19 protein-coding genes are annotated in these 19,144 nt (G+C 71.2%); 13 read left to right on the forward strand and 6 right to left on the reverse strand.

The features are described 5' to 3' along the window. Positions 1–144 precede the first annotated feature (144 nt). Positions 145–1,731, forward strand: a complete 1,587-nt coding sequence (locus ACIQU3_RS34800; RefSeq protein ID WP_403729310.1) for a GMC oxidoreductase — start codon at positions 145–147, stop codon at positions 1,729–1,731. A gap of 13 nt (positions 1,732–1,744) precedes the next feature. Here the strand turns inward: ACIQU3_RS34800 and ACIQU3_RS34805 are convergent, their stop codons facing one another. Then, complete coding sequence (locus ACIQU3_RS34805) at positions 1,745–3,541, reverse strand: AMP-dependent synthetase/ligase (protein WP_403929616.1); 1,797 nt, start codon at positions 3,539–3,541, stop codon at positions 1,745–1,747. A gap of 297 nt (positions 3,542–3,838) precedes the next feature. Between ACIQU3_RS34805 and ACIQU3_RS34810 the strand changes: the two genes are divergently transcribed. The 6 genes from ACIQU3_RS34810 to ACIQU3_RS34835 all read left to right on the forward strand — a co-directional run bounded on the left by ACIQU3_RS34810 (position 3,839) and on the right by ACIQU3_RS34835 (position 9,017). Then, positions 3,839–4,636 (forward strand): metallophosphoesterase, encoded by a 798-nt coding sequence (locus ACIQU3_RS34810; RefSeq protein WP_403729317.1) that lies wholly within the window; start codon positions 3,839–3,841, stop codon positions 4,634–4,636. A gap of 108 nt (positions 4,637–4,744) precedes the next feature. Next, positions 4,745–5,182: an SRPBCC family protein gene (locus tag ACIQU3_RS34815; RefSeq protein WP_234750448.1), complete on the forward strand. Its 438-nt coding sequence runs from the start codon at positions 4,745–4,747 to the stop codon at positions 5,180–5,182. 110 nt (positions 5,183–5,292) lie between these two features. After that, positions 5,293–6,462, forward strand: coding sequence for an ArsA family ATPase (locus tag ACIQU3_RS34820; protein WP_403929621.1), 1,170 nt, complete (start codon positions 5,293–5,295; stop codon positions 6,460–6,462). Between the two features lie 101 nt (positions 6,463–6,563). Beyond that, positions 6,564–7,064: a DUF5304 domain-containing protein gene (locus ACIQU3_RS34825; protein ID WP_403929624.1), complete on the forward strand. Its 501-nt coding sequence runs from the start codon at positions 6,564–6,566 to the stop codon at positions 7,062–7,064. Positions 7,065–7,193: 129 nt separating this feature from the next. Continuing rightward, positions 7,194–8,147, forward strand: coding sequence for an ROK family glucokinase (locus ACIQU3_RS34830; protein ID WP_403729333.1), 954 nt, complete (start codon positions 7,194–7,196; stop codon positions 8,145–8,147). Between the two features lie 111 nt (positions 8,148–8,258). Beyond that, positions 8,259–9,017, forward strand: a complete 759-nt coding sequence (locus tag ACIQU3_RS34835; RefSeq protein WP_403729336.1) for an endonuclease/exonuclease/phosphatase family protein — start codon at positions 8,259–8,261, stop codon at positions 9,015–9,017. 19 nt (positions 9,018–9,036) lie between these two features. Here the strand turns inward: ACIQU3_RS34835 and ACIQU3_RS34840 are convergent, their stop codons facing one another. After that, entirely contained in the window at positions 9,037–9,666 is a 630-nt protein-coding gene (locus tag ACIQU3_RS34840) for a hypothetical protein (protein ID WP_403729345.1), read from the reverse strand. Beyond that, positions 9,659–10,456, reverse strand: a complete 798-nt coding sequence (locus tag ACIQU3_RS34845) for an alpha/beta hydrolase (protein ID WP_403729348.1) — start codon at positions 10,454–10,456, stop codon at positions 9,659–9,661. Before ACIQU3_RS34845 ends, ACIQU3_RS34840 begins: the two co-directional genes overlap by 8 nt. 203 nt (positions 10,457–10,659) lie before the next feature. On the opposite strand from ACIQU3_RS34845, the gene ACIQU3_RS34850 reads away from it, so the two are divergent. The 4 genes from ACIQU3_RS34850 to ACIQU3_RS34865 all read left to right on the forward strand — a co-directional run bounded on the left by ACIQU3_RS34850 (position 10,660) and on the right by ACIQU3_RS34865 (position 14,623). Further along, the gene (locus tag ACIQU3_RS34850) at positions 10,660–11,493 is read left to right on the forward strand and encodes a lysophospholipid acyltransferase family protein (protein ID WP_403929626.1); all 834 of its coding nucleotides are present in this window, start codon (positions 10,660–10,662) and stop codon (positions 11,491–11,493) included. 132 nt (positions 11,494–11,625) lie between these two features. Continuing rightward, complete coding sequence (gene macS, locus ACIQU3_RS34855; protein ID WP_403729354.1) at positions 11,626–12,855, forward strand: MacS family sensor histidine kinase; 1,230 nt, start codon at positions 11,626–11,628, stop codon at positions 12,853–12,855. After that, positions 12,852–13,541, forward strand: a complete 690-nt coding sequence (locus ACIQU3_RS34860) for a response regulator (protein ID WP_403929628.1) — start codon at positions 12,852–12,854, stop codon at positions 13,539–13,541. Before macS ends, ACIQU3_RS34860 begins: the two co-directional genes overlap by 4 nt. Before the next feature lie 53 nt (positions 13,542–13,594). Continuing rightward, on the forward strand, positions 13,595–14,623 hold the full coding sequence (locus ACIQU3_RS34865; RefSeq protein ID WP_403729360.1) for a 6-phosphofructokinase: 1,029 nt from the start codon (positions 13,595–13,597) through the stop codon (positions 14,621–14,623). 63 nt (positions 14,624–14,686) lie between these two features. On the opposite strand, the gene ACIQU3_RS34870 is transcribed toward ACIQU3_RS34865, so the two are convergent. Next, complete coding sequence (locus ACIQU3_RS34870) at positions 14,687–16,552, reverse strand: anthranilate synthase family protein (protein ID WP_403929631.1); 1,866 nt, start codon at positions 16,550–16,552, stop codon at positions 14,687–14,689. Positions 16,553–16,659: 107 nt separating this feature from the next. Beyond that, on the reverse strand, positions 16,660–16,716 hold the full coding sequence (locus ACIQU3_RS34875) for a trp operon leader peptide (protein WP_078625594.1): 57 nt from the start codon (positions 16,714–16,716) through the stop codon (positions 16,660–16,662). A 96-nt stretch (positions 16,717–16,812) separates the two neighbouring features. Here ACIQU3_RS34875 and ACIQU3_RS34880 point away from each other — a divergent pair, with 96 nt between their 5' ends. Both ACIQU3_RS34880 and ACIQU3_RS34885 read left to right on the forward strand, forming a co-directional pair. Beyond that, positions 16,813–18,165: a class II 3-deoxy-7-phosphoheptulonate synthase gene (locus tag ACIQU3_RS34880; RefSeq protein WP_376643380.1), complete on the forward strand. Its 1,353-nt coding sequence runs from the start codon at positions 16,813–16,815 to the stop codon at positions 18,163–18,165. 165 nt (positions 18,166–18,330) lie between these two features. Further along, positions 18,331–18,564: a bacterioferritin-associated ferredoxin gene (locus ACIQU3_RS34885; RefSeq protein WP_403929634.1), complete on the forward strand. Its 234-nt coding sequence runs from the start codon at positions 18,331–18,333 to the stop codon at positions 18,562–18,564. 54 nt (positions 18,565–18,618) lie between these two features. On the opposite strand, the gene bfr is transcribed toward ACIQU3_RS34885, so the two are convergent. Further along, positions 18,619–19,095 (reverse strand): bacterioferritin, encoded by a 477-nt coding sequence (gene bfr, locus ACIQU3_RS34890; protein WP_403729370.1) that lies wholly within the window; start codon positions 19,093–19,095, stop codon positions 18,619–18,621. Positions 19,096–19,144 lie beyond the last annotated feature (49 nt).

The raw sequence follows: 19,144 nt of genomic DNA on the forward strand, positions 1-19,144 counted from the left end.
CGGCGCGAGAAACCACGACCAACCCGCACCCGCCCACAAGGATCAAGCGGCACCCCACTAGGCGGAACCCAGAAATCCGCCGATGCTGCGCGCATGACAGTAAAACTGATGCAGCGTCAGCTGACAAGACGTCAGATACTCGGCATGGCAGCTCTCCAGACGGCCGCCTCCCTCGGCTTCACCCGGATCGGCCTCCAAAGCGCCCGAGCCGCCCAGCCCGACGCGGTCGACACCGCCCCGGCGATCGTCGTCGGCTCCGGCTACGGCGGAGCGGTCGCCGCCCTCCGCCTCGCCCAGGCCGGCATCCGCACCCTCGTCCTGGAGATGGGCCGTCTCTGGAACACCGCCGGCCCCGACGGCAAGGTCTTCTGCGCCACCAGCGCACCCGACCGGCGGTCCATGTGGTTCCGCACCCGCACCGAGGCCCCGCTGTCCAGCTTCCTGTGGCTGGACGTGGTCAACCGGGACATCGACCCCTACCCCGGCGTCCTGGACCGCGTGCACTTCGACCAGATGTCCGTGTACGTGGGCCGGGGCGTAGGCGGCGGTTCCCTGGTCAACGGGAGCATGGCGGTCACCCCGTCCCGGTCGTACTTCACGGAGCAGTTCCCCACCGTCGACGCCGACGAGATGTACGGCACGTACTTCCCGCGGGCCCGCGCCGCGCTCGGCGTCAACACCGTCGACCCGGCCTGGTTCGAGTCGACGGAGTGGTACCGCTTCACCCGCGTCTCCCGCAAGCACGCCGAGAAGGCCGGCCTGCGGACCACCTTCGTGCCGAGTGTCTACGACTTCGGCCACATGCAGCGCGAGGCGGCCGGCACCGCCCCGAAGTCGGCGCTCGGCGGCGAGGTCATCTACGGCAACAACCACGGCAAGCGCAGCCTCGACAAGACGTACCTCGCCGCCGCGCTCGGCACCGGCAACGTCACCCTCCACACCCTGGAGAAGGTGCGCGCGATCAGCCGAGCCCCGGACGGCACCTACGTACTGACCGCCGAGCGCATCGACGAGACCGGCAAGGTCGTCGAGACCAAGGAGTACGGCTGCACGTACCTCTTCCTCGGCGGCGGCAGCCTCGGCACCACCGAACTGCTGCTGCGCGCCCGGGAGACGGGCACCCTGCCCGACCTCGACGCCCGTGTCGGCGCCGGCTGGGGCACCAACGGCAACGTGATGCTCGGCCGCGCCAACCACCTGTGGGACACGGTCGGGGCCAACCAGTCGACCATGCCCGTCATGGGCATCGACGACTGGGCGAACACCGCCAACCCGGTGTTCGCCGAGATCGCCCCGCTGCCGACGGGCCTGGAGCACTGGGTGAGCCTCTACCTGGCGATCACCAGGAACCCGGAGCGGGCGTCCTTCTCCTACGACACCGGCTCGGACCGGCTGCGGCTCGGCTGGACGGCCGCGCACTCCGCGGTCTCCGTCGCCATGGCCAAGAAGCTCTTCGACCGCATCAACCAGGCCAACGCGACGATCTACCGGTACGACCTGTTCGGATCGAGGAGCAAGGTCTTCGCCGACGACTTCACGTACCACCCGCTGGGCGGCTGCGTGCTGGGCGGGGCGACCGACGACTACGGGCGGGTCCGCGGATATCCCCGGCTGTACGTCACCGACGGCTCACTCGTGCCCGGGTCGCTCGGGGTGAACCCCTTCGTGACCATCACCGCGCTCGCCGAACGCACGATGGCGCGGGTCCTCGCCGAGGACACCGCGCCATAGGACGAGCGGAAGGTCACTTCGCGTAGATCGCCTCGATCTCGTGCGCGTAGTCCTTCGCCACCACGTTCCGCTTCAGCTTCAGCGACGGCGTCAGGTGGCCCGACTCCTCCGTGAACTGGGAGGCCAGAATGCGGAACTTCCGCACCGATTCCGCCTTCGACACCGCGGCGTTGCCGTCGTCGATCGCCGCCTGGACCGCGGCCAGCAGGTCCGGGTCCTCGCTCAGCGACGCCGCGGTGGCACCCGCCGGCTTGCCGTGGTCGGAGCACCAACGGCCCAGGAACTCCTCGTCGATGGTGACCAGCGCGCCCACGAACGGCCGGCCGTCGCCCACCACCATGCACTCCGCGACCAGGGCGTGCGCCCGGATGCGGTCCTCGATCACGGCCGGGGCGACGTTCTTGCCGCCCGCGGTGACGATGATCTCCTTCTTGCGGCCCGTGATCCGGAGATAGCCGTCCTCGTCGAGAGTGCCGATGTCACCGGTGTGGAACCAGCCGTCGGCCAGCGCCTCGGCGGTCGCGCCGGGGTTGTTCCAGTACTCCTTGAACAGGTGCTCACCGTGCAGCAGCACCTCGCCGTCGTCGGCGATCCGCACCACCGAGCCGGGCAGCGGCTGGCCGACCGTGCCGATCTTCTGCCGGTCCCAGGGGTTGAACGCGGTCGCCGCGCAGGTCTCGGTCAGGCCGTAGCCCTCCAGGACCGTGAAGCCGATGCCGCGGAAGAAGTGGCCGAGGCGCTCGCCGAGCGGGGCACCGCCCGAGATGGCGTACTCGCCGCGGCCGCCCAGGACCGCGCGGAGTTTGCTGTAGACGAGCTTGTCGAACGTCTTGTACTTGATCTTCAGGCCGAACGACGGGCCCGACGGGGTGTCCAGCGCCTTGCTGTACGCGATGGCGGTGTCGGCGGCCTTGTCGAAGATCTTGCCCTTGCCGTCGGCCTGGGCCTTGGCGCGCGCCGAGTTGTAGACCTTCTCGAAGACCCGCGGCACACCGAGGATCAGCGTCGGACGGAACGCGGCCAGCTCGTCGGTGAGGTCCTTGATGTCCGGGACCGTGCCGAGCTTGATCGGCGCCATCATGGGCGCGATCTGCACCAGCCGGCCGAAGACGTGCGCGAGCGGCAGGAAGAGCAGCACGGAGCACTCACCGGTGCGGAACAGCGGGCGCAGCCGCTCCACGATGTTGCCGCACTCGGCGAAGAAGCTGCGGTGGGTGAGCACACAGCCCTTGGGGCGGCCGGTGGTGCCGGAGGTGTAGACGATGGTGGCGGGGTCGTCGGCCTTGGCGAACGAGCCGCGCTCCTCGACCGTCTCGTCGGTGACGTCCTGGCCGAGCCTGCCCAGTTCGTCGATGCCGCCGCCGTCGATCTGCCACACGTGCTTCAGCGCCGGCAGCCGGTCGCGCACCGACTCGACGGCGGTCGCGTGGGCGTCCGACTCCACGACACAGGCGGTCGCGCCCGAGTCGCCGAGGATCCACTGCACCTGCTCCGCCGAACTGGTCTCGTACACCGGCACGGTCACCGCGCCCGCGCTCCAGATCGCGAAGTCCATCAGCGTCCACTCGTACCGGGTGCGGGACATCAGGCCCACCCGGTCGCCCGGCTGGACACCGGCGGCGATCAGCCCCTTCGCCGCCGTGTGCACCTCGGCGAGGAACGTGGTGGCCGTGACGTCCTGCCAGCTGCCGCCGACCTTGCGGGCGATCACGGCGACGTCCGGGTGCTGCGCGGCGTTTCTGCGGACGATGTCGGTCAGATTTCCGTCCGCAGGGACCTCGTACAAAGCCGGAAGGCTGAACTCGCGCAAGACTGCTGCTCCTCATAGGGCGCCGGCGCCACGACGGTGTGTGCTGCGACGGTGCGGTCCAAGGCTCGGGGAAGTGCTCGCGCATTCACTTGTTGAAATGCGCAGCACGACTGGACTGGCCGGACGTTACCCGCCGGTATGGCTTCTACGACAGGGGTTCCCGTCGAGATGTTCGCTGCGTCACACAGTTGGGTATTCCTTTGCGCACAGTAGTCCACCCGCTAACTGACTGGCCAGTAACCGCAGGTAGGGCCGCCACTGTTCACAACGGCGGCGCCCGACCTACGCTTGATCGTCATGGCACCCACACCAGCCGGAAACCACCGGACGCGCGTCCACGTGGTCAGTGACGTCCACGGCAACGCACGCGACCTGGCCAGGGCCGGCGAGGGCGCCGACGCCCTGATCTGCCTGGGCGACCTCGTCCTCTTCCTCGACTACGCCGACCACTCGCGCGGCATCTTCCCCGACCTGTTCGGCGTCGAGAACGCCGACCGCATCGTCGCGCTGCGCACCGCCCGCCGCTTCGACGAGGCCAGGGCGTTCGGGGCCGGGCTGTGGGCCGGCCTCCAGGGGGACCGCGCCACGGTGATCGAGAAGGCGGTGCGCAAACAGTACGCCGAGCTGTTCGCCGCGTTCCCCACCCCCACGTACGCCACGTACGGCAACGTCGACATGCCGGCCCTGTGGCGCGAGTACGCGGGCCCCGGCACGACCGTCCTCGACGGCGAGCGCGTCGAGATCGGCGGCCGGGTCTTCGGCTTCGTCGGCGGCGGCCTGCGCACCCCGATGCGGACGCCGTACGAGATCAGTGACGAGGAGTACGCGGCGAAGATCGAGGCCGTGGGCGAGGTCGACGTGCTCTGCACGCACATCCCGCCCGAGGTCCCCGAACTGGTCTACGACACCGTCGCCCGCCGCTTCGAGCGCGGCAGCCGGGCCCTGCTGGACGCCATCCGCCGCACCCGGCCCCGGTACTCCCTCTTCGGGCACGTCCACCAGCCGCTGGCGGCCAGGATGCGGATCGGGGCCACGGAGTGCGTGAACGTGGGGCACTTCGCCGGGACCGGGCGGCCCTGGGCGCTGGAGTGGTGAGGACGTCCCAGGTCGGGTGAGATCCCCGAGGCCCGTGCGCGGTAGCCTTCACGCTGCACACTCATGCGCACGACCTCATAACGGCCCGCATCTGGAGGAGCCACGGCGATGGCGGAACACACCAGCTCGAGCATCACCATCGAGGCGGCCCCGGCCGACGTCATGGCGGTCATCGCCGATTTCGCCCGCTACCCGGACTGGACGGGCGAGGTGAAGGAGGCCGAGGTCCTCAAGACCGACGCCCAGGGCCGCGCCGAGCAGGTCCGCCTCGTCATGGACGCCGGCGCGATCAAGGACGACCAGATCCTCGGATACACCTGGACCGGCGAGAACGAGGTGTCCTGGACGCTGGTGAAGTCCCAGATGCTGCGGTCCCTGGACGGCTCGTACATCCTCAAGCCCGCCGGGGCGGGGGGTACGGAGGTCACGTACGCGCTGACCGTGGACGTCAAGATCCCGATGCTCGGGATGATCAAGCGGAAGGCCGAGAAGGTCATCATCGACCGGGCGCTCGCGGGACTGAAGAAGCGGGTCGAGTCCGCCTGATCGCAGGGCGCCGCCGGGCCGCCCGTTCACGAAGTCCGGTGCGGGCGCGTCGTGGGGGCTCGCGCAGTTCCCCGCGCCCCTTCGGGGCGTCTGGGTTAGCGTTCATCCCCATGCGCACCATCCTGATCATGGGCCCCGGCGGCAGCGGGCGAACCACACTCGCCGCTGCCACCGCGCTCACCGCCGCCCGCGAGGGCAGCCGCACCCTCGTCCTCGGCACCGGCCGCACCGATACCCTCGGTGCCGCCCTGGGCGTGCCCACGGGGCCGAAGCCGGTCGAGGCCGCACCCCGTCTCACCGCCTGGCGCCCCGACCCCGCAGGGGACTTCCGCAGGGACCTCGCCGCCCTCCAGGACCGTGCCTCCTCCGCTCTGGACCTCCTCGGTGCCTCCCGCCTCGACCCCGAGGAGCTCACCCCGCTGCCCGGCGCCGGGGAACTCGCCCTGCTGCGCGCCCTGCGCGACGCCGCGCTGTCGGAGAAGTACGACACCCTCGTCGTCGACCTCCCCCCGGCTCCCGAGGCGCTCGCCCTCCTCGCCCTGCCCGAGGAACTCCGCCGCTACCTGCGCCGCCTGCTCCCACCGGAACGCCAGGCGGCCCGCGCCCTGCGCCCCGTCCTCGGCCGCCTCGCCGGTGTGCCCATGCCCGCCGAATGGCTGTACGAGACGGCGGCCCGCTGGGACCTGGAACTGGGCGCCGTCCAGGCGGTCATCGCCGACCGCGGCACGGTCGTGCGCCTGGTCGCCGAGCCCGGCCCGGCCGGCGGCGACGCGCTGCGCACCGCCCGTCTCGGCCTCGCCCTGCGCGGTCTGCGCACCGACGTGGTGGTCGCCAACCGCGTCCTGCCCGAGGCGTCCCCCGACACCTGGCTCGCCGGCCCGGTCGCCCAGCAGCGCAAGACGCTGGAGGAGTGGCGCGAGTCCTACGACGTCCGCACCGTCGCCCACCTGGGACGCGACCCGCGCGGCACCGACGACCTCACCGCCCTCGCCGTGCCCGGCGCCGGGCAGCCGGCCCCGGCCGCCGACTGGTGCGTGACCGACCGGCTCGACGCGGAGGGCGTGCTCGTCTGGGAGATCCCGCTGCCCGGCGCCATACGCGAGGAACTCGACCTCGTCCGGCGCGGGGACGAACTCGTCGTCACGGCCGGGACGTTCCGCCGGGTCGTCCCGCTGCCCTCCGTGCTGCGCCGCTGCACGGTCGACGGGGCGGCCCTGCGCGAGGGCGAACTGCGGATCCGCTTCGCGCCCGACCCGGAGCTGTGGCCGCAGGGCCGCTGAGGCAGGGGCGGAAAGGGGTGGACACGGCCGGTCCGGGCCCGTGAACCCGGTACGCCCGTTCGGGTAACGTCGTAGGGACGAACCGTAGTCAGGAGCCCGTCATGAGCGAAGATCTCCCCCCGTCCGGCGCCGCCCGCGAAGAGGCCGCGGACGACGTGCGGGTGACCGACGCCGACGCCTGGGCCACCGCCTGCGCCGAGGACCTCCAGGCGGAGAAGGCCCGCCGCCGCGCCGAGTACGGCACGCCCCCCGGCTCCGCGGCGGAGGAGCTGAAGAAACTCGTGGACGCCGTCGCCGAGAAGCTGTCCGGTGCCCAGTCCCCGCTGCTCGGCACGGTGGCGGGCCCCGCCGCCCAGCAGGTCGTGCGGCAGGTCGTGCAGCAGGCCAAGGACGCCGTGGAACCGGTCATCGAGCGCAATCCGGACGTCTTCGACCACTTGGCCGCCGCCGGGAACGAGCTGCTCGCCGCCTACCGCTCCGCCGTCCAGTCCCAGGAACGCCGCTGGACCGGCCGCGACAACCGGAACGACCCCCGTGACCAGGGCGAACGCCGGGATGGCGGCGACGACGCCGGTCCCGGGGAGCGCATCGACCTGGACTGAGCCCCCGGACCCGGCCGAGCGGCCGCCCGGTGCGGCCTCGGGGTGCCCACCGTGCGGACGACAGCGAACCCGACGGCACGCCTCGGGTACCGTTGGCCGTAGCGGGGCTCGACCGAAACTGAGGGATTCATGGGACTCACCATCGGCGTCGACATCGGCGGCACGAAGATCGCGGCCGGCGTGGTCGATGAGGACGGCAACATCCTCTCGACCCACAAGGTGCCGACCCCGGGCACGGCTGAGGGCATCGTGGACGCCATCGCTTCGGCGGTGGACGGCGCACGCGTCGGACACGACATCGTCGGCGTGGGCATCGGTGCCGCCGGCTATGTGAACCGGCAGCGCTCCGAGGTCTACTTCGCGCCCAACATCCACTGGCGCAACGAGCCGCTCAAGGAGAAGGTCGAGGCCCGCGTGGGCCTCCCGGTGGTCGTGGAGAACGACGCGAACGCCGCGGCGTGGGGCGAGTACAAGTTCGGTGCCGGCAAGGGCCACCGCAACGTCATCTGCATCACCCTCGGCACCGGCCTCGGCGGCGGCATCATCATCGGCAACAAGCTGCGCCGCGGGCACTTCGGCGTCGCCGCGGAGTTCGGCCACATCCGCATGGTGCCGGACGGACTGCTGTGCGGCTGCGGCTCGCAGGGCTGCTGGGAGCAGTACGCCTCCGGCCGCGCCCTCGTCCGCTACGCCAAGCAGCGCGCCAACGCCACCCCCGAGAACGCCGAGACCCTGCTGGGCCTCGGCAACGGCACGCCCGACGGTATCGAGGGCAAGCACATCTCCATGGCCGCCCGCCAGGGCGACCGGGTGGCCGTCGACTCCTACCGCGAACTGGCCCGCTGGGTCGGCGCGGGCCTCGCCGACCTCGCCTCCCTCTTCGACCCGTCCGCCTTCATCGTCGGCGGCGGCCTCTCCGACGAGGGCGAACTGGTCCTGGGCCCGATCCGCAAGTCCTACAAGCGCTGGCTGGTGGGCGGCAACTGGCGCCCGGTGGCCGAGGTCCGCGCGGCGGAACTGGGCAACAAGGCAGGCCTGGTGGGCGCGGCGGACCTGGCGCGGGAACCCGACCCGATCATGTAAACGCCCACAGGGCCACGCGCTTCAGGGGCGCGGGGAACTGCGCGAAAGGCCACGAACGACCGGCTCGCGCACGTACCCCGCGCCCCGGCCCTTCGGGCGTAAATTGATCACATGTCGCTGCTCCCCAACTCGCGTACAGAACCCGACGGTTCCGCAGTCATCAGGGTCCTCGGCTACAACATCCGCTCCATGCGTGACGACACCGACGCCCTGGCCCGCGTCATCAAGGCGTGCGAGCCCGACCTCGTCCTCATCCAGGAAGCCCCCCGCTTCTTCCGCTGGCGCAAGAAACTCGCCCGTCTGGCCCTCGCGTCCGACCTGGTGATCGTCACCGGCGGCGCGACCACCACGGGACCGGCGATCCTCAGCTCGCTCCGGGTGGGTGTCGAACGCACGGAGGACGTCCTCCTGCCCCCCACTCCCGGCCTGCACCGACGCGGCTTCGCCACCGCCGTCGTCCGCATCGCCGGCACCCGCCTCGGCGTCCTCAGCTGCCACCTCTCCCTGCAGAAGGAGGAGCGCCTCGAACAGTCCGGGATGCTGCTGGACCGGCTCGCCGGCATGGGTGTGGAGCACATGATCGCCGGCGGCGACCTCAACGAACGCCCCGACGGCCCGGCCTTCCGCCGGCTGACCGCCGCACTGACCGACTGCCGGGCCGCGGCCCCCTGGGGCGGCGAGCACACCTGGACGCCCGCCGACCCCTACCAGCGCATCGACGCGATCTTCGCGACGAAGGGCGTCGAGGTGCTGGGCTGCGGTGTGCCGTCCGAACTGCCGGGGGTGTCCGACGCAGACCTGAGGGCGGCCACGGACCACCTACCGGTCCTGGCCGCCCTCAGAGTCCCGGCGTCCCCGAAAGCCCCCTGACGGACCTCCGCGGAAGGCCCTAGACGACCGCGCCCCGCCCGGGGTCGTCGTCCTCCTCGTCGTCCGTCCGCATGCGCATCACCAGCGTCGCGAACCCGCCGAGGAAACCGCCGATCCCCAGCGTGGTCAGCCACCAGGTCATGTCCCAGCCGAGCAGCACGGCCAGCAGGAGCAGCACCGGCCCGCCGAGCACACCGAGCCAGGCGAACTTGGCGGTGGGGTCGGCGGTGGGCAGCGGGGGCGGCTCCGGGGGCACGAAGTGGCCCTCGTCGTCCTCGTCGAAGTCGTCCTCGGCCGGCTCGGGTGTGGTGTAGTCGCGCGGGCCGACGCCGGGCGCGAAGGACACCGAACCGCCCAAGGGCCTCACCGGCTCGTCCCCGGGATCCCCTGCCTGCTCCTGCTCGGCCGGCTTCACCGCGTCCCCCGACTTCACGGCCGTGTCACCCCGGTCGCCGTCCAGCGCGGCCTCGTTGGGCCCGCTCGCCGGCAGCGCCAGGTCCTCGACGGACTTGAACGGCTTGGCGCCCGGCGGGTCCGGCGGCTCCTCGCCGTACCCGGCGACGATCGCCGCCCAGGCGGCCTCCTCGTCGAAGGGGACGCCCTTCTCGTCCGGCTCCCGGCCCTCGCGGTCGGAGTCGTGCTCAGCCACCTGCGGTCGTCCCTTCCTTGCCGAGCCCGGGCTCCTTGCCGAGGCCGGACGCGATGCGGCGGATGAACGCGAGGCTCTCCTCGTGGATCCGGTCCGCGTCATGGTCCAACGTGGCGACGTGGTAGCTCTGTTCCAGGATGACCTCCTTCACGTCCGTCGACGAGATGCGGCTGAGGATCCGGGCGCTGTCGGCGGGCGGCACGACATGGTCCTGCGGGCTGCGCAGCAGCACCACCGGCTGTGTGACCTGCGGCAGCTCGCCGTCGACCAGCCGGAAGAACTGCCGCAGCGAGTGCGCCGCGTGCAGCGGCACGCGGTCGTAGCCGAGTTCCTTGCCGTCCGGCTTGGCGATGTCGCTGGCGATGCCCTTCGTCGCCGGGACGAGGTGGCGCACCACCGGCAGGGCGTGCGCTGCCAGGCCGTGCACCTTGTTGGCGGGGTTGACCACCACGACACCGCGGACGGCGTCGCCGTGCTTCGCGGCCAGCCGCAGGGCCAGCGCGCCGCCCATGGACAGACCGGCCACGAAGACCGTCTCGTGGCGCTCGCACAGCAGGCGCAGCTCGCGGTCCACCTCCGCGTACCAGTCCTGCCAGCCGGTGATCCGCAGGTCCTCCCAGCGCGTGCCGTGCCCGGGCAGCAGCGGCAGGGAGACGGTCAGGCCGTGGTCTGCGAGGTGCTCCGCCCAGGGGCGCAGCGACTGCGGGGATCCGGTGAAGCCGTGGCAGAGGAGGACGGCGACCTCTCCGCCCGCGTGGTGAAACGGCTCGGCTCCGGCGAGGACCGGCACGTTCGGCCTCCTGGTCGGTGAGAAGGGACTGGCACGATCACGGAATGTCACGGAACGTCATGGAAGGGGTCGCACGTCGTTCGCGGGACCTTCACCGTACGCGACCGCACTGACACCGACCAGGGCCGTCGGCGCCTTTGACGGCGCTCCGGGTTAAGGTCTGTTCGACACATACAGGAGGCACTCGGTTGTTGTACGGCGCGATGAAGGTCGCTGTTGGGGGACCGCTGAAGGTCGCCTTCAGGCCCTGGGTGGAAGGCCTGGAGAACGTTCCCGCAGAGGGCCCCGCGATCCTGGCGAGCAACCACCTGTCCTTCTCGGACTCGTTCTTCCTGCCCGCGGTCCTGGACCGCAAGGTCACGTTCATCGCGAAGGCCGAGTACTTCACCACGCCGGGTGTGAAGGGACGGCTCACGGCCGCCTTCTTCAAGGGCGTCGGCCAGCTCCCCGTGGACCGCTCCGGTGCGCGCGGCGCGGGTGAGGCCGCCATCAAGAGCGGCATAGAGGTGCTGGAGCGCGGTGAGCTGTTCGGGATCTACCCGGAGGGCACGCGCTCGCCCGACGGACGCCTCTACCGGGGCAAGCCCGGCGGCCTCGCGCGCGTCGCGCTCGCGACCGGCGCGCCCGTCATCCCCGTCGCCATGATCGACACGGAGAAGATCCAGCCGCCCGGGAAGGTCATGCCGAAGCTGATGCGGCCCGGCATCCGGATCGGCAAGCCTCTGGACTTCAGTCGCTATCAGGGCATGGAGCACGACCGGTTCGTGCTGCGCGCGGTGACCGACGAGGTCATGTACGAGATCATGAAGCTCTCCGGCCAGGAGTACGTCGACATGTACGCGACGGCCATGAAGCGGCAGCTCACGGAAGCGGCCAAGGCGGAGAAGGAAGCCGAGAAGGCGGCGAAGGCCGCCCTCGCCCGGGCGGAGAAGGAACAGGCCGAGAAGGAAAAGGCCGACCAGAATCAGGCCGACCAGAATCAGGCCGACCAGAATCAGGCCGACAAGAATCAGGCCGACAAGAATCAGGCTGACTGAATCGGGCTGAGAAGCAAGAGGCCGAGCAGGCCGAGAACGAGCAGGCCGAGCAGCAGGAAACCGGGAAGCAAGAGCAGGCGGAGTGGCGGCGGACCGAACCCTAGCCGGGGCTCGGGCCGGGGGGCGGGGGAGATGGCCAAGCGCGAGCGCGTCATGAGAATGTCGGTCGAGCAGCCGCTGTGGCGTGCGCTCAGCGCCTACCGGGTGCTCACGATGCTGTACGCGGTCGGCCTGTTCGCCACCGCCTTCGAGGAGTTCGCCCGCCCCTGGATCGCCGTCGCCTACTTCGCCGTGCTGTGCGGCTGGACCCTCGCCACCCTGCCCAGGGTGGCGAACGCGGCCCGCTGCACCAGGCGATTCCTCGCCGCCGACCTGACCATCGCCCTCACCGGCATCCTGCTCACCCCCGTCGCCGACGCCCATGAGCGGGTCCAGTCGGGCGGCCCGACCCTGCCGTCGATCTGGACCGCCGGCGCCGTCCTCGCCTTCGCCATCAAGGGCGGCTGGCGGTGGGCGGCCCTCGCCTCCGGACTCGTGGCCGTGGCCAACCTGGTCGAGCGCGGCAGCCCGGCCCGGGACACCGTCCACAACGTCATCCTGGTCTGCATCGCCTCCGTCGCCATCGGCTACGTCGTCGAGGTGGCCCGTGCCTCCGAGCGCACCCTCGCCCGCGCCCTGGAGATCGAGGCCGCCACCCGGGAGCGGGAGCGCCTCGCCCGGGACATCCACGACAGCGTGCTGCAGGTGCTGGCGATGGTGCAGCGCCGCGGGGCCGTGATCGGGGGAGAGGCGGCCGAGCTGGGCCGGATGGCCGGCGAGCAGGAGGTCGCGCTGCGCACCCTGGTCTCCGGCGGGCTGGTGCCGGTGTCGCGGGTCTCGGAGGACGCCGCCGAGGGCGCCGTCGTCCGGGCCGTCGACGAGGAGGAGCCGGAGCCGGGCGGCCCCGTCGACCTGCGCGCCCTGCTCGCACCCTACGCGGGGGCCCTGGTCAGCCTCGCCGAGCCCGGCGCGCCCGTGCCGCTGCCGCCGGTCGCGGCCCGTGAGGTGGCCGCCGCCGTCGGGGCGGCCCTGGACAACGTCCGCCGGCACGCCGGTCAGGACGCACGGGCGTGGATCCTGGTCGAGGACGAGCCCGACGAGGTGATCGTCACCGTACGGGACGACGGACCCGGCATCCCGGAGGGGCGGCTGGACCAGGCCGAGGGCGAGGGGCGGCTGGGCGTCGCCCTGTCGATCCGCGGCCGGCTGCGCGACCTGGGCGGCAGCGCCGAACTGATCTCGGTGCCCGGCCAGGGCACGGAGGTCGAGCTGAAGGTACCGAAGGACGTGGCGAGCACACGGGGGAAGGCGGAGCAGCGATGACGGAGAGCACCGAGGACCGGCAGGACCCGATCAAGGTCATGGTCGTCGACGACCACCCCATGTGGCGCGACGCGGTCGCCCGCGACCTCGCCGAGTCGGGTTTCGAGGTGGTCGCCACCGCGGGCGACGGCGAGCAGGCCGTACGCCGCGCCAGGGCCGCCGCCCCCGATGTCCTCGTGCTCGACCTGAACCTGCCCGCCAAGCCCGGCGTGCAGGTCTGCAAGGAGGTCGTCGCCGCGAACCCCGCGCTGCGGGTGCTCGTGCTGTCCGCGAGCGGCGAGCACGCCGACGTCCTGGAGGCCGTGAAGTCCGGGGCGACCGGTTACCTGCTGAAGTCCGCATCCACCGGGGAACTGCAGGACGCGGTCCGCCGCACGGCCGTCGGCGACCCGGTCTTCACCCCCGGTCTCGCCGGACTGGTGCTCGGCGAGTACCGCCGCCTGGCCTCCGAACCGGGCCCGGCCCCCGACACCGACGAACCCAAGGCGCCCCGGCTCACCGACCGCGAGACCGAGGTGCTGCGCCTGGTCGCCAAGGGCCTGAGCTACAAGCAGATCGCCGAACGCCTGGTCATCTCCCACCGCACGGTGCAGAACCACGTCCAGAACACCCTCGGCAAGCTCCAGTTGCACAACCGCGTGGAACTCGTCAGGTACGCCATAGAGCGGGGCCTCGACGACGAGTGAGGCGCACGTCACACTGACACTTCGTCAGGCATCTGTGGCGAAGGGACTGTTCCATGCGCGTCGGAGTACTGACCGGAGGCGGCGACTGCCCCGGCCTCAACGCCGTCATCCGGGCCGTCGTCCGCAAGGGCGTGCAGGAGTACGGCTATGACTTCACCGGTTTCCGGGACGGCTGGCGAGGGGTCATGGAGGGCGCCACCGTCCGGCTCGACATCCCCGCCGTGCGCGGCATCCTGCCCCGCGGCGGCACGATCCTCGGCTCCTCGCGGACCAATCCGCTGAAGGCGCAGAACGGCATCCGCCGCATCGAGGAGACCCTGGCCGGGCTGGAGGTGGAGGCGCTCATCGCCATCGGCGGCGAGGACACCCTGGGCGTGGCCGCCCGCCTGTCCGACGAGCACGGCGTGCCCTGCGTGGGCGTGCCCAAGACCATCGACAACGACCTGTCCGCCACCGACTACACCTTCGGCTTCGACACCGCCGTCGGCATCGCCACCGAGGCCATCGACCGGCTGCACACCACCGCCGAGTCCCACATGCGGGTCCTGGTCGTCGAGGTGATGGGCCGGCACGCCGGCTGGATCGCCCTCCACTCGGGCCTCGCCGGCGGCGCCAACGTCATCCTCATCCCCGAGCAGCGCTTCGACGTCGAGCAGGTGTGTGCCTGGGTGACCTCCCGCTTCCGGGCGTCGTACGCGCCGATCGTGGTCGTCGCCGAGGGGGCGATGCCGAAGGACGGCGACATGGTCCTCAAGGACCAGTCCCTGGACTCCTTCGGGCACGTCCGGCTGTCCGGGGTGGGGGAGTGGCTCGCCAAGGAGATCGAGAAGCGCACGGGCAACGAGGCCCGCACCACGGTCCTGGGACACGTCCAGCGCGGCGGCACCCCCAGCGCCTTCGACCGCTGGCTCGCCACCCGCTTCGGCCTGCACGCCATCGACTGCGTCCACGACCGCGACTTCGGCCGGATGGTCGCCCTGCGCGGCACCGACATCGTCCGTGTCCCCATCGCCGACGCCACCGCCCGTCTGAAGACGGTCGACCCCGCGCTGTACGAGGAGGTCGGGGTGTTCTTCGGCTGAGTTCTCGGCCGATCGCCGGGCAGCCGGTGCCCGCCGGAGCCGTGCGGCCCCGGCGGGCCGGCACTACACCGAGGGGGCGTTCGTCCCCCGCAGCTGCCCCACCAGCTCCCTCACGATCGCGGCCCCGTTCAGCGTCAGCACCGACTCCGGGTGGAACTGGACCCCGGCGAAGCGCGGACCGCGCAGTGCGTGCACCTCACCGTTCGCGGCGCGCGAGACCTCGACCCCGTGCGCCGACAGCTCGGCCGCCGCCTCGTCGTCGCAGCGCGCCACGAAGCTGTTGTAGAACCCGACGGTCTCCCGCCGCCCGAACAGCTCGACCTCCGTCTGCGCCCCCTGGTACGGCACGTCCTTGCGCACGATGTCCAGCCCCAGCTCGGCCGCGATCAGCTCGTGCCCCAGGCAGACGCCCAGCACACCCTGCCGTTCGCCCCCGATCACCTCGGCGGTGAGGGAACGCAGGAACCGCATCTTCGGATCCGCCAGGTCGGACGGGTCTCCCGGCCCGGGCCCCAGCACCACCGGACCGTCGTGCCCGAGCACCGCCTCCCGCAGCCCCGGCTCGTCGTACCGCCGTACGCTCACCGCAAGGCCGCCGGCCCGCAGCAGGTGCGCGAGCATCGCCGTGAAGGTGTCCTCGCCGTCGACGACCAGGGCGTGTCCCGCCGGTTCCGGCGTACGCTCCTGCATCCGCAGCCAGAAGGGCGCGAGCGAGGCCCGGCGTCCGTCCAGCGCCGCCCGCACCCGAGGATCGTCGGCGAGGCGCGGCCGCGTCCGCTCCGCACCCGGCCGGGACGGCCTCACCCCGAGCGCCGCCAGCACACCCGCCGCCTTGGCGTGGGTCTCGGTTACCTCGCTCGCCGGGTCGGAGCCGCGCACCAGGGTCGCGCCGACCGGCACCCGCAGCCGTCCGGCCGCGTCGACGTCGGCGGTGCGGATCAGGATGGGGGAGTCCAGGGTCTGGAGCCCGCCCGCGTCCCGGCCGATCAGGGCCAGGGCCCCCGCGTAGTACCCGCGTCCCCCGCTCTCGTGCCGTTCGATCACCCGGCAGGCGTTCTGCACCGGCGAGCCGGTGACGGTCGCCGCGAACATGGTCTCCTTCAGCACCTCCCGCACGTCCAGGGTCGACCTGCCGCGCAGCTCGTACTCGGTGTGCGCGAGGTGCGCCATCTCCTTCAGCCGGGGGCCTACGACCACTCCGCCCATGTCGCCGACGGTGCACATCATCTTGAGCTCCTCGTCGACGACCATCGACAGCTCCTCGATCTCCTTGCCGTCGGCGAGGAAGTCCAGCAGGTGCTCGGGCGTCGGCCCGTCGACGGGGTAGCGGTAGGTGCCGCTGATCGGGTTCATGACGACCGTGCCGCCGGACATGCGCACGTGCACCTCGGGGCTGGCCCCGACCAGCGTGCGGTCCCCGGTGTGCACGACGAACGTCCAGTACGCCCCGCGCTCGCCCTCCAGCAGGCGCCGGAACAGCGCCAGCGCGTCGGCCCGGCCGAATCCGGGGATCTCGCCCTCGTACGTCCGGCGGATCACGAAGTTCGCCCCCGCGCCCTGCCCGATCTCCTCCCGCAGCACGCGCCCGACGATCTGCGCGTACTCCTCGTCGGCGACGTCGAAACCGCCGCCCGCGACGTGCACGTCGTGCGCCGGGAGCTGCTCCAGGGCGTCAACCAGCGGGACGCCGTACGACTCCTCGGGTGTGAGTGCCAGCAGGGGCGTGCCGTCGTCGCCGACGTCGAAGCCGCGCTCGCGGATCTGCCGGAAGGGCACCAGCGCCAGGCTCCGGTCGGGGAGGTCGGCGAGCCGGTCGTACGAGGCGACCGGGCCGATCAGGACCTCGACCAGATCGTGGTCGTGGCCCGGGGTGCGGCGGCGCAGCAGGGCGAACGGACGGGAGTCGTCCGGCAAGCCGAGCAGGTTCATGGTCCGTGCTCCATCTCGGTGAGTCTCGATGAGAGAGAGGAACGGACCCCGGGAAACACCGAAGGCCGCCCCTCGGGCGGCCTTCGCGAAGTCTTGAGTACGCGCAGTCAGCGGGCCGCCGGATGAGCGGTCCACCACCAGGTCTGGGTCGAATGCGCGAACATGCGACGCACCCTACCCCATGTCCGAGGGGTGTTCGGGGTGTCTCACTTGCTGGGCATGGCTCAGGACGCCCGACACGACCCCGTAGTGTTGGTGGCGTGACCGTGAACGCTAAGACCAGCGCGAGTGCTGGCAACACCTGGCGAAACCTGCCCGCGGCGCAGCAGCCCGAGTACCCCGACACCGAGGCTCTGCGCGCAGTCGTTGCGGACCTCGAGTCGTATCCGCCGCTCGTCTTCGCGGGCGAGTGCGATCAGCTGCGCGCCCGGATGGCGGCCGTCGCCAAGGGAGAGGCGTTCCTCCTCCAGGGCGGCGACTGCGCCGAGGCCTTCGACGCGGTGTCCGCCGACCACATCCGCAACAAGCTCAAGACGCTGCTGCAGATGGGCGCCGTGCTGACGTACGCCGCGTCCGTGCCGGTGGTCAAGGTCGGGCGTATCGCGGGCCAGTACTCCAAGCCGCGCTCCAAGCCGACCGAGACCCGCGACGGCGTGACGCTGCCGACCTACCGCGGCGACTCCGTCAACGGCTTCGACTTCACCGAAGAGGCCCGCGTCCCGGACCCCGAGCGGCTGAAGCGGATGTACCACGCCTCCGCCTCCACGCTGAACCTGGTGCGCGCCTTCACCACCGGCGGCTACGCCGACCTGCGCCAGGTGCACGCCTGGAACCAGGACTTCGTGAAGTCGTCCCCGTCGGGGCAGCGCTACGAGCAGCTGGCGCGCGAGATCGACAACGCGCTGAACTTCATGCACGCCTGCGGGACCGACCCGGAGGAGTTCAAGACGGTCGAGTTCTACGCCTCGCACGAGGCGCTGCTGCTCGACTACGAGTCCGCGCTGACCAGGGTCGACTCGCGCACCGGACAGTTGTACGACGTCTCCGGCCACATGGTGTGGATCGGTGAGCGCACCCGGCAGCTGGACCACGCGCACATCGAGTTCGCCTCGAAGATCCGCAACCCGATCGGCATCAAGCTGGGTCCGACGACGACGGCCGAGGACGCGCTGCAGTACATCGAGCGCCTCGACCCCGAGCGTGAGCCGGGCCGGCTGACCTTCATCGTCCGCATGGGCGCCGACAAGGTCCGCGACAAGCTCCCCGAGCTGGTGGAGAAGGTCACCGCCTCGGGCGCGACCGTGGCCTGGGTGACGGACCCGATGCACGGCAACACCTTCGAGGCGGCCTCCGGGCACAAGACCCGCCGCTTCGACGACGTGCTCGACGAGGTCAAGGGTTTCTTCGAGGTGCACAAGGCCCTCGGCACCCACCCGGGCGGCATCCACGTGGAGCTCACCGGCGACGACGTCACCGAGTGCGTGGGCGGCGGCGACGAGATCTTCGTCGACGACCTGCACCAGCGCTACGAGACGGCCTGCGACCCGCGACTCAACCGCAGCCAGTCCCTCGACCTGGCGTTCCTCGTGGCCGAGATGTACAGGGACCAGTGATGTACAGGGGCCAGTGACGGGTCCGCCTGTTACCGGGGCAAGGACTGGGGCGCGGATCACACGATCCGCGCCCCACTCCACTTTTGTGCTCCGGACCCGACGGGTAAGGTTAGGTTAGCCTCACCGATCAACGGGGACGGCAGCACAGAACAACCCCGTCGGGAGGTGAACCGCGTGTACGTCTGCAGTTGCTTCGGGATCACCGAGCAGCAGGTCAAGCAGCACGCGGACGGCGGTGCCTGCACTCCCCGCCAGATCGCCTCCGCCTGCAAGGCGGGTACGGACTGCGGCTCCTGTGTGCGCCGCATTCAGGCGATCCTGGGCAGGGGGGCCTGCCCGCGCCGCGATCTCGCCGACCGCGGCGAGTCGGTCCTCGCGGAACTGGACGACGCCGCCTGACGGCAGGCCGACCCCGGGGGCTTCCGACGAATCCCCGTGGCGTCGCGACGCCCCCTAGCTCGGCTGCTCGATCTGCTGCGCGATGTACAGCGCCTCGCCGAGCTTCTCGATCAGGTCCAGCTGTGTGTCCAGGTAGTCGATGTGGTGCTCCTCGTCCGCGAGGATGTCCTCGAAGAGGTTCGCGGACGTGATGTCGCCCTTGGTGCGCATCACCTCGATCCCGCGCTTGAGCCGGTCGATCGCCTCGACCTCGACCTGCCGGTCCGCCTGGAACATCTCGGTGACCGACTGGCCGACACGCACGTGGAAGAGGCGCTGGTAGTTCGGCAGGCCGTCCAGCATGAGGATGCGTTCGGTGATCCTGTCCGCGTGCTTCATCTCGTCGATGGACTCTTCACGCGTGTACTTGGCGAGTTTGGTCCAGCCGTTGTTGTCCTGGATCCGGTAGTGCAGCCAGTACTGGTTGATCGCCGTCAGCTCGCCGGTCAACTGCTCGTTGAGGAATTCGAGGACCTCGGGGTCGCCCTGCATCGCAGAGGCTCCTTCCGCGCGGGGGAACTGGCAGGTTGCGCCGCATGAT

It is taken from the genome of Streptomyces sp. NPDC101110 (assembly GCF_044759525.1).
Classification (GTDB): Bacteria; Actinomycetota; Actinomycetes; order Streptomycetales; family Streptomycetaceae; genus Streptomyces.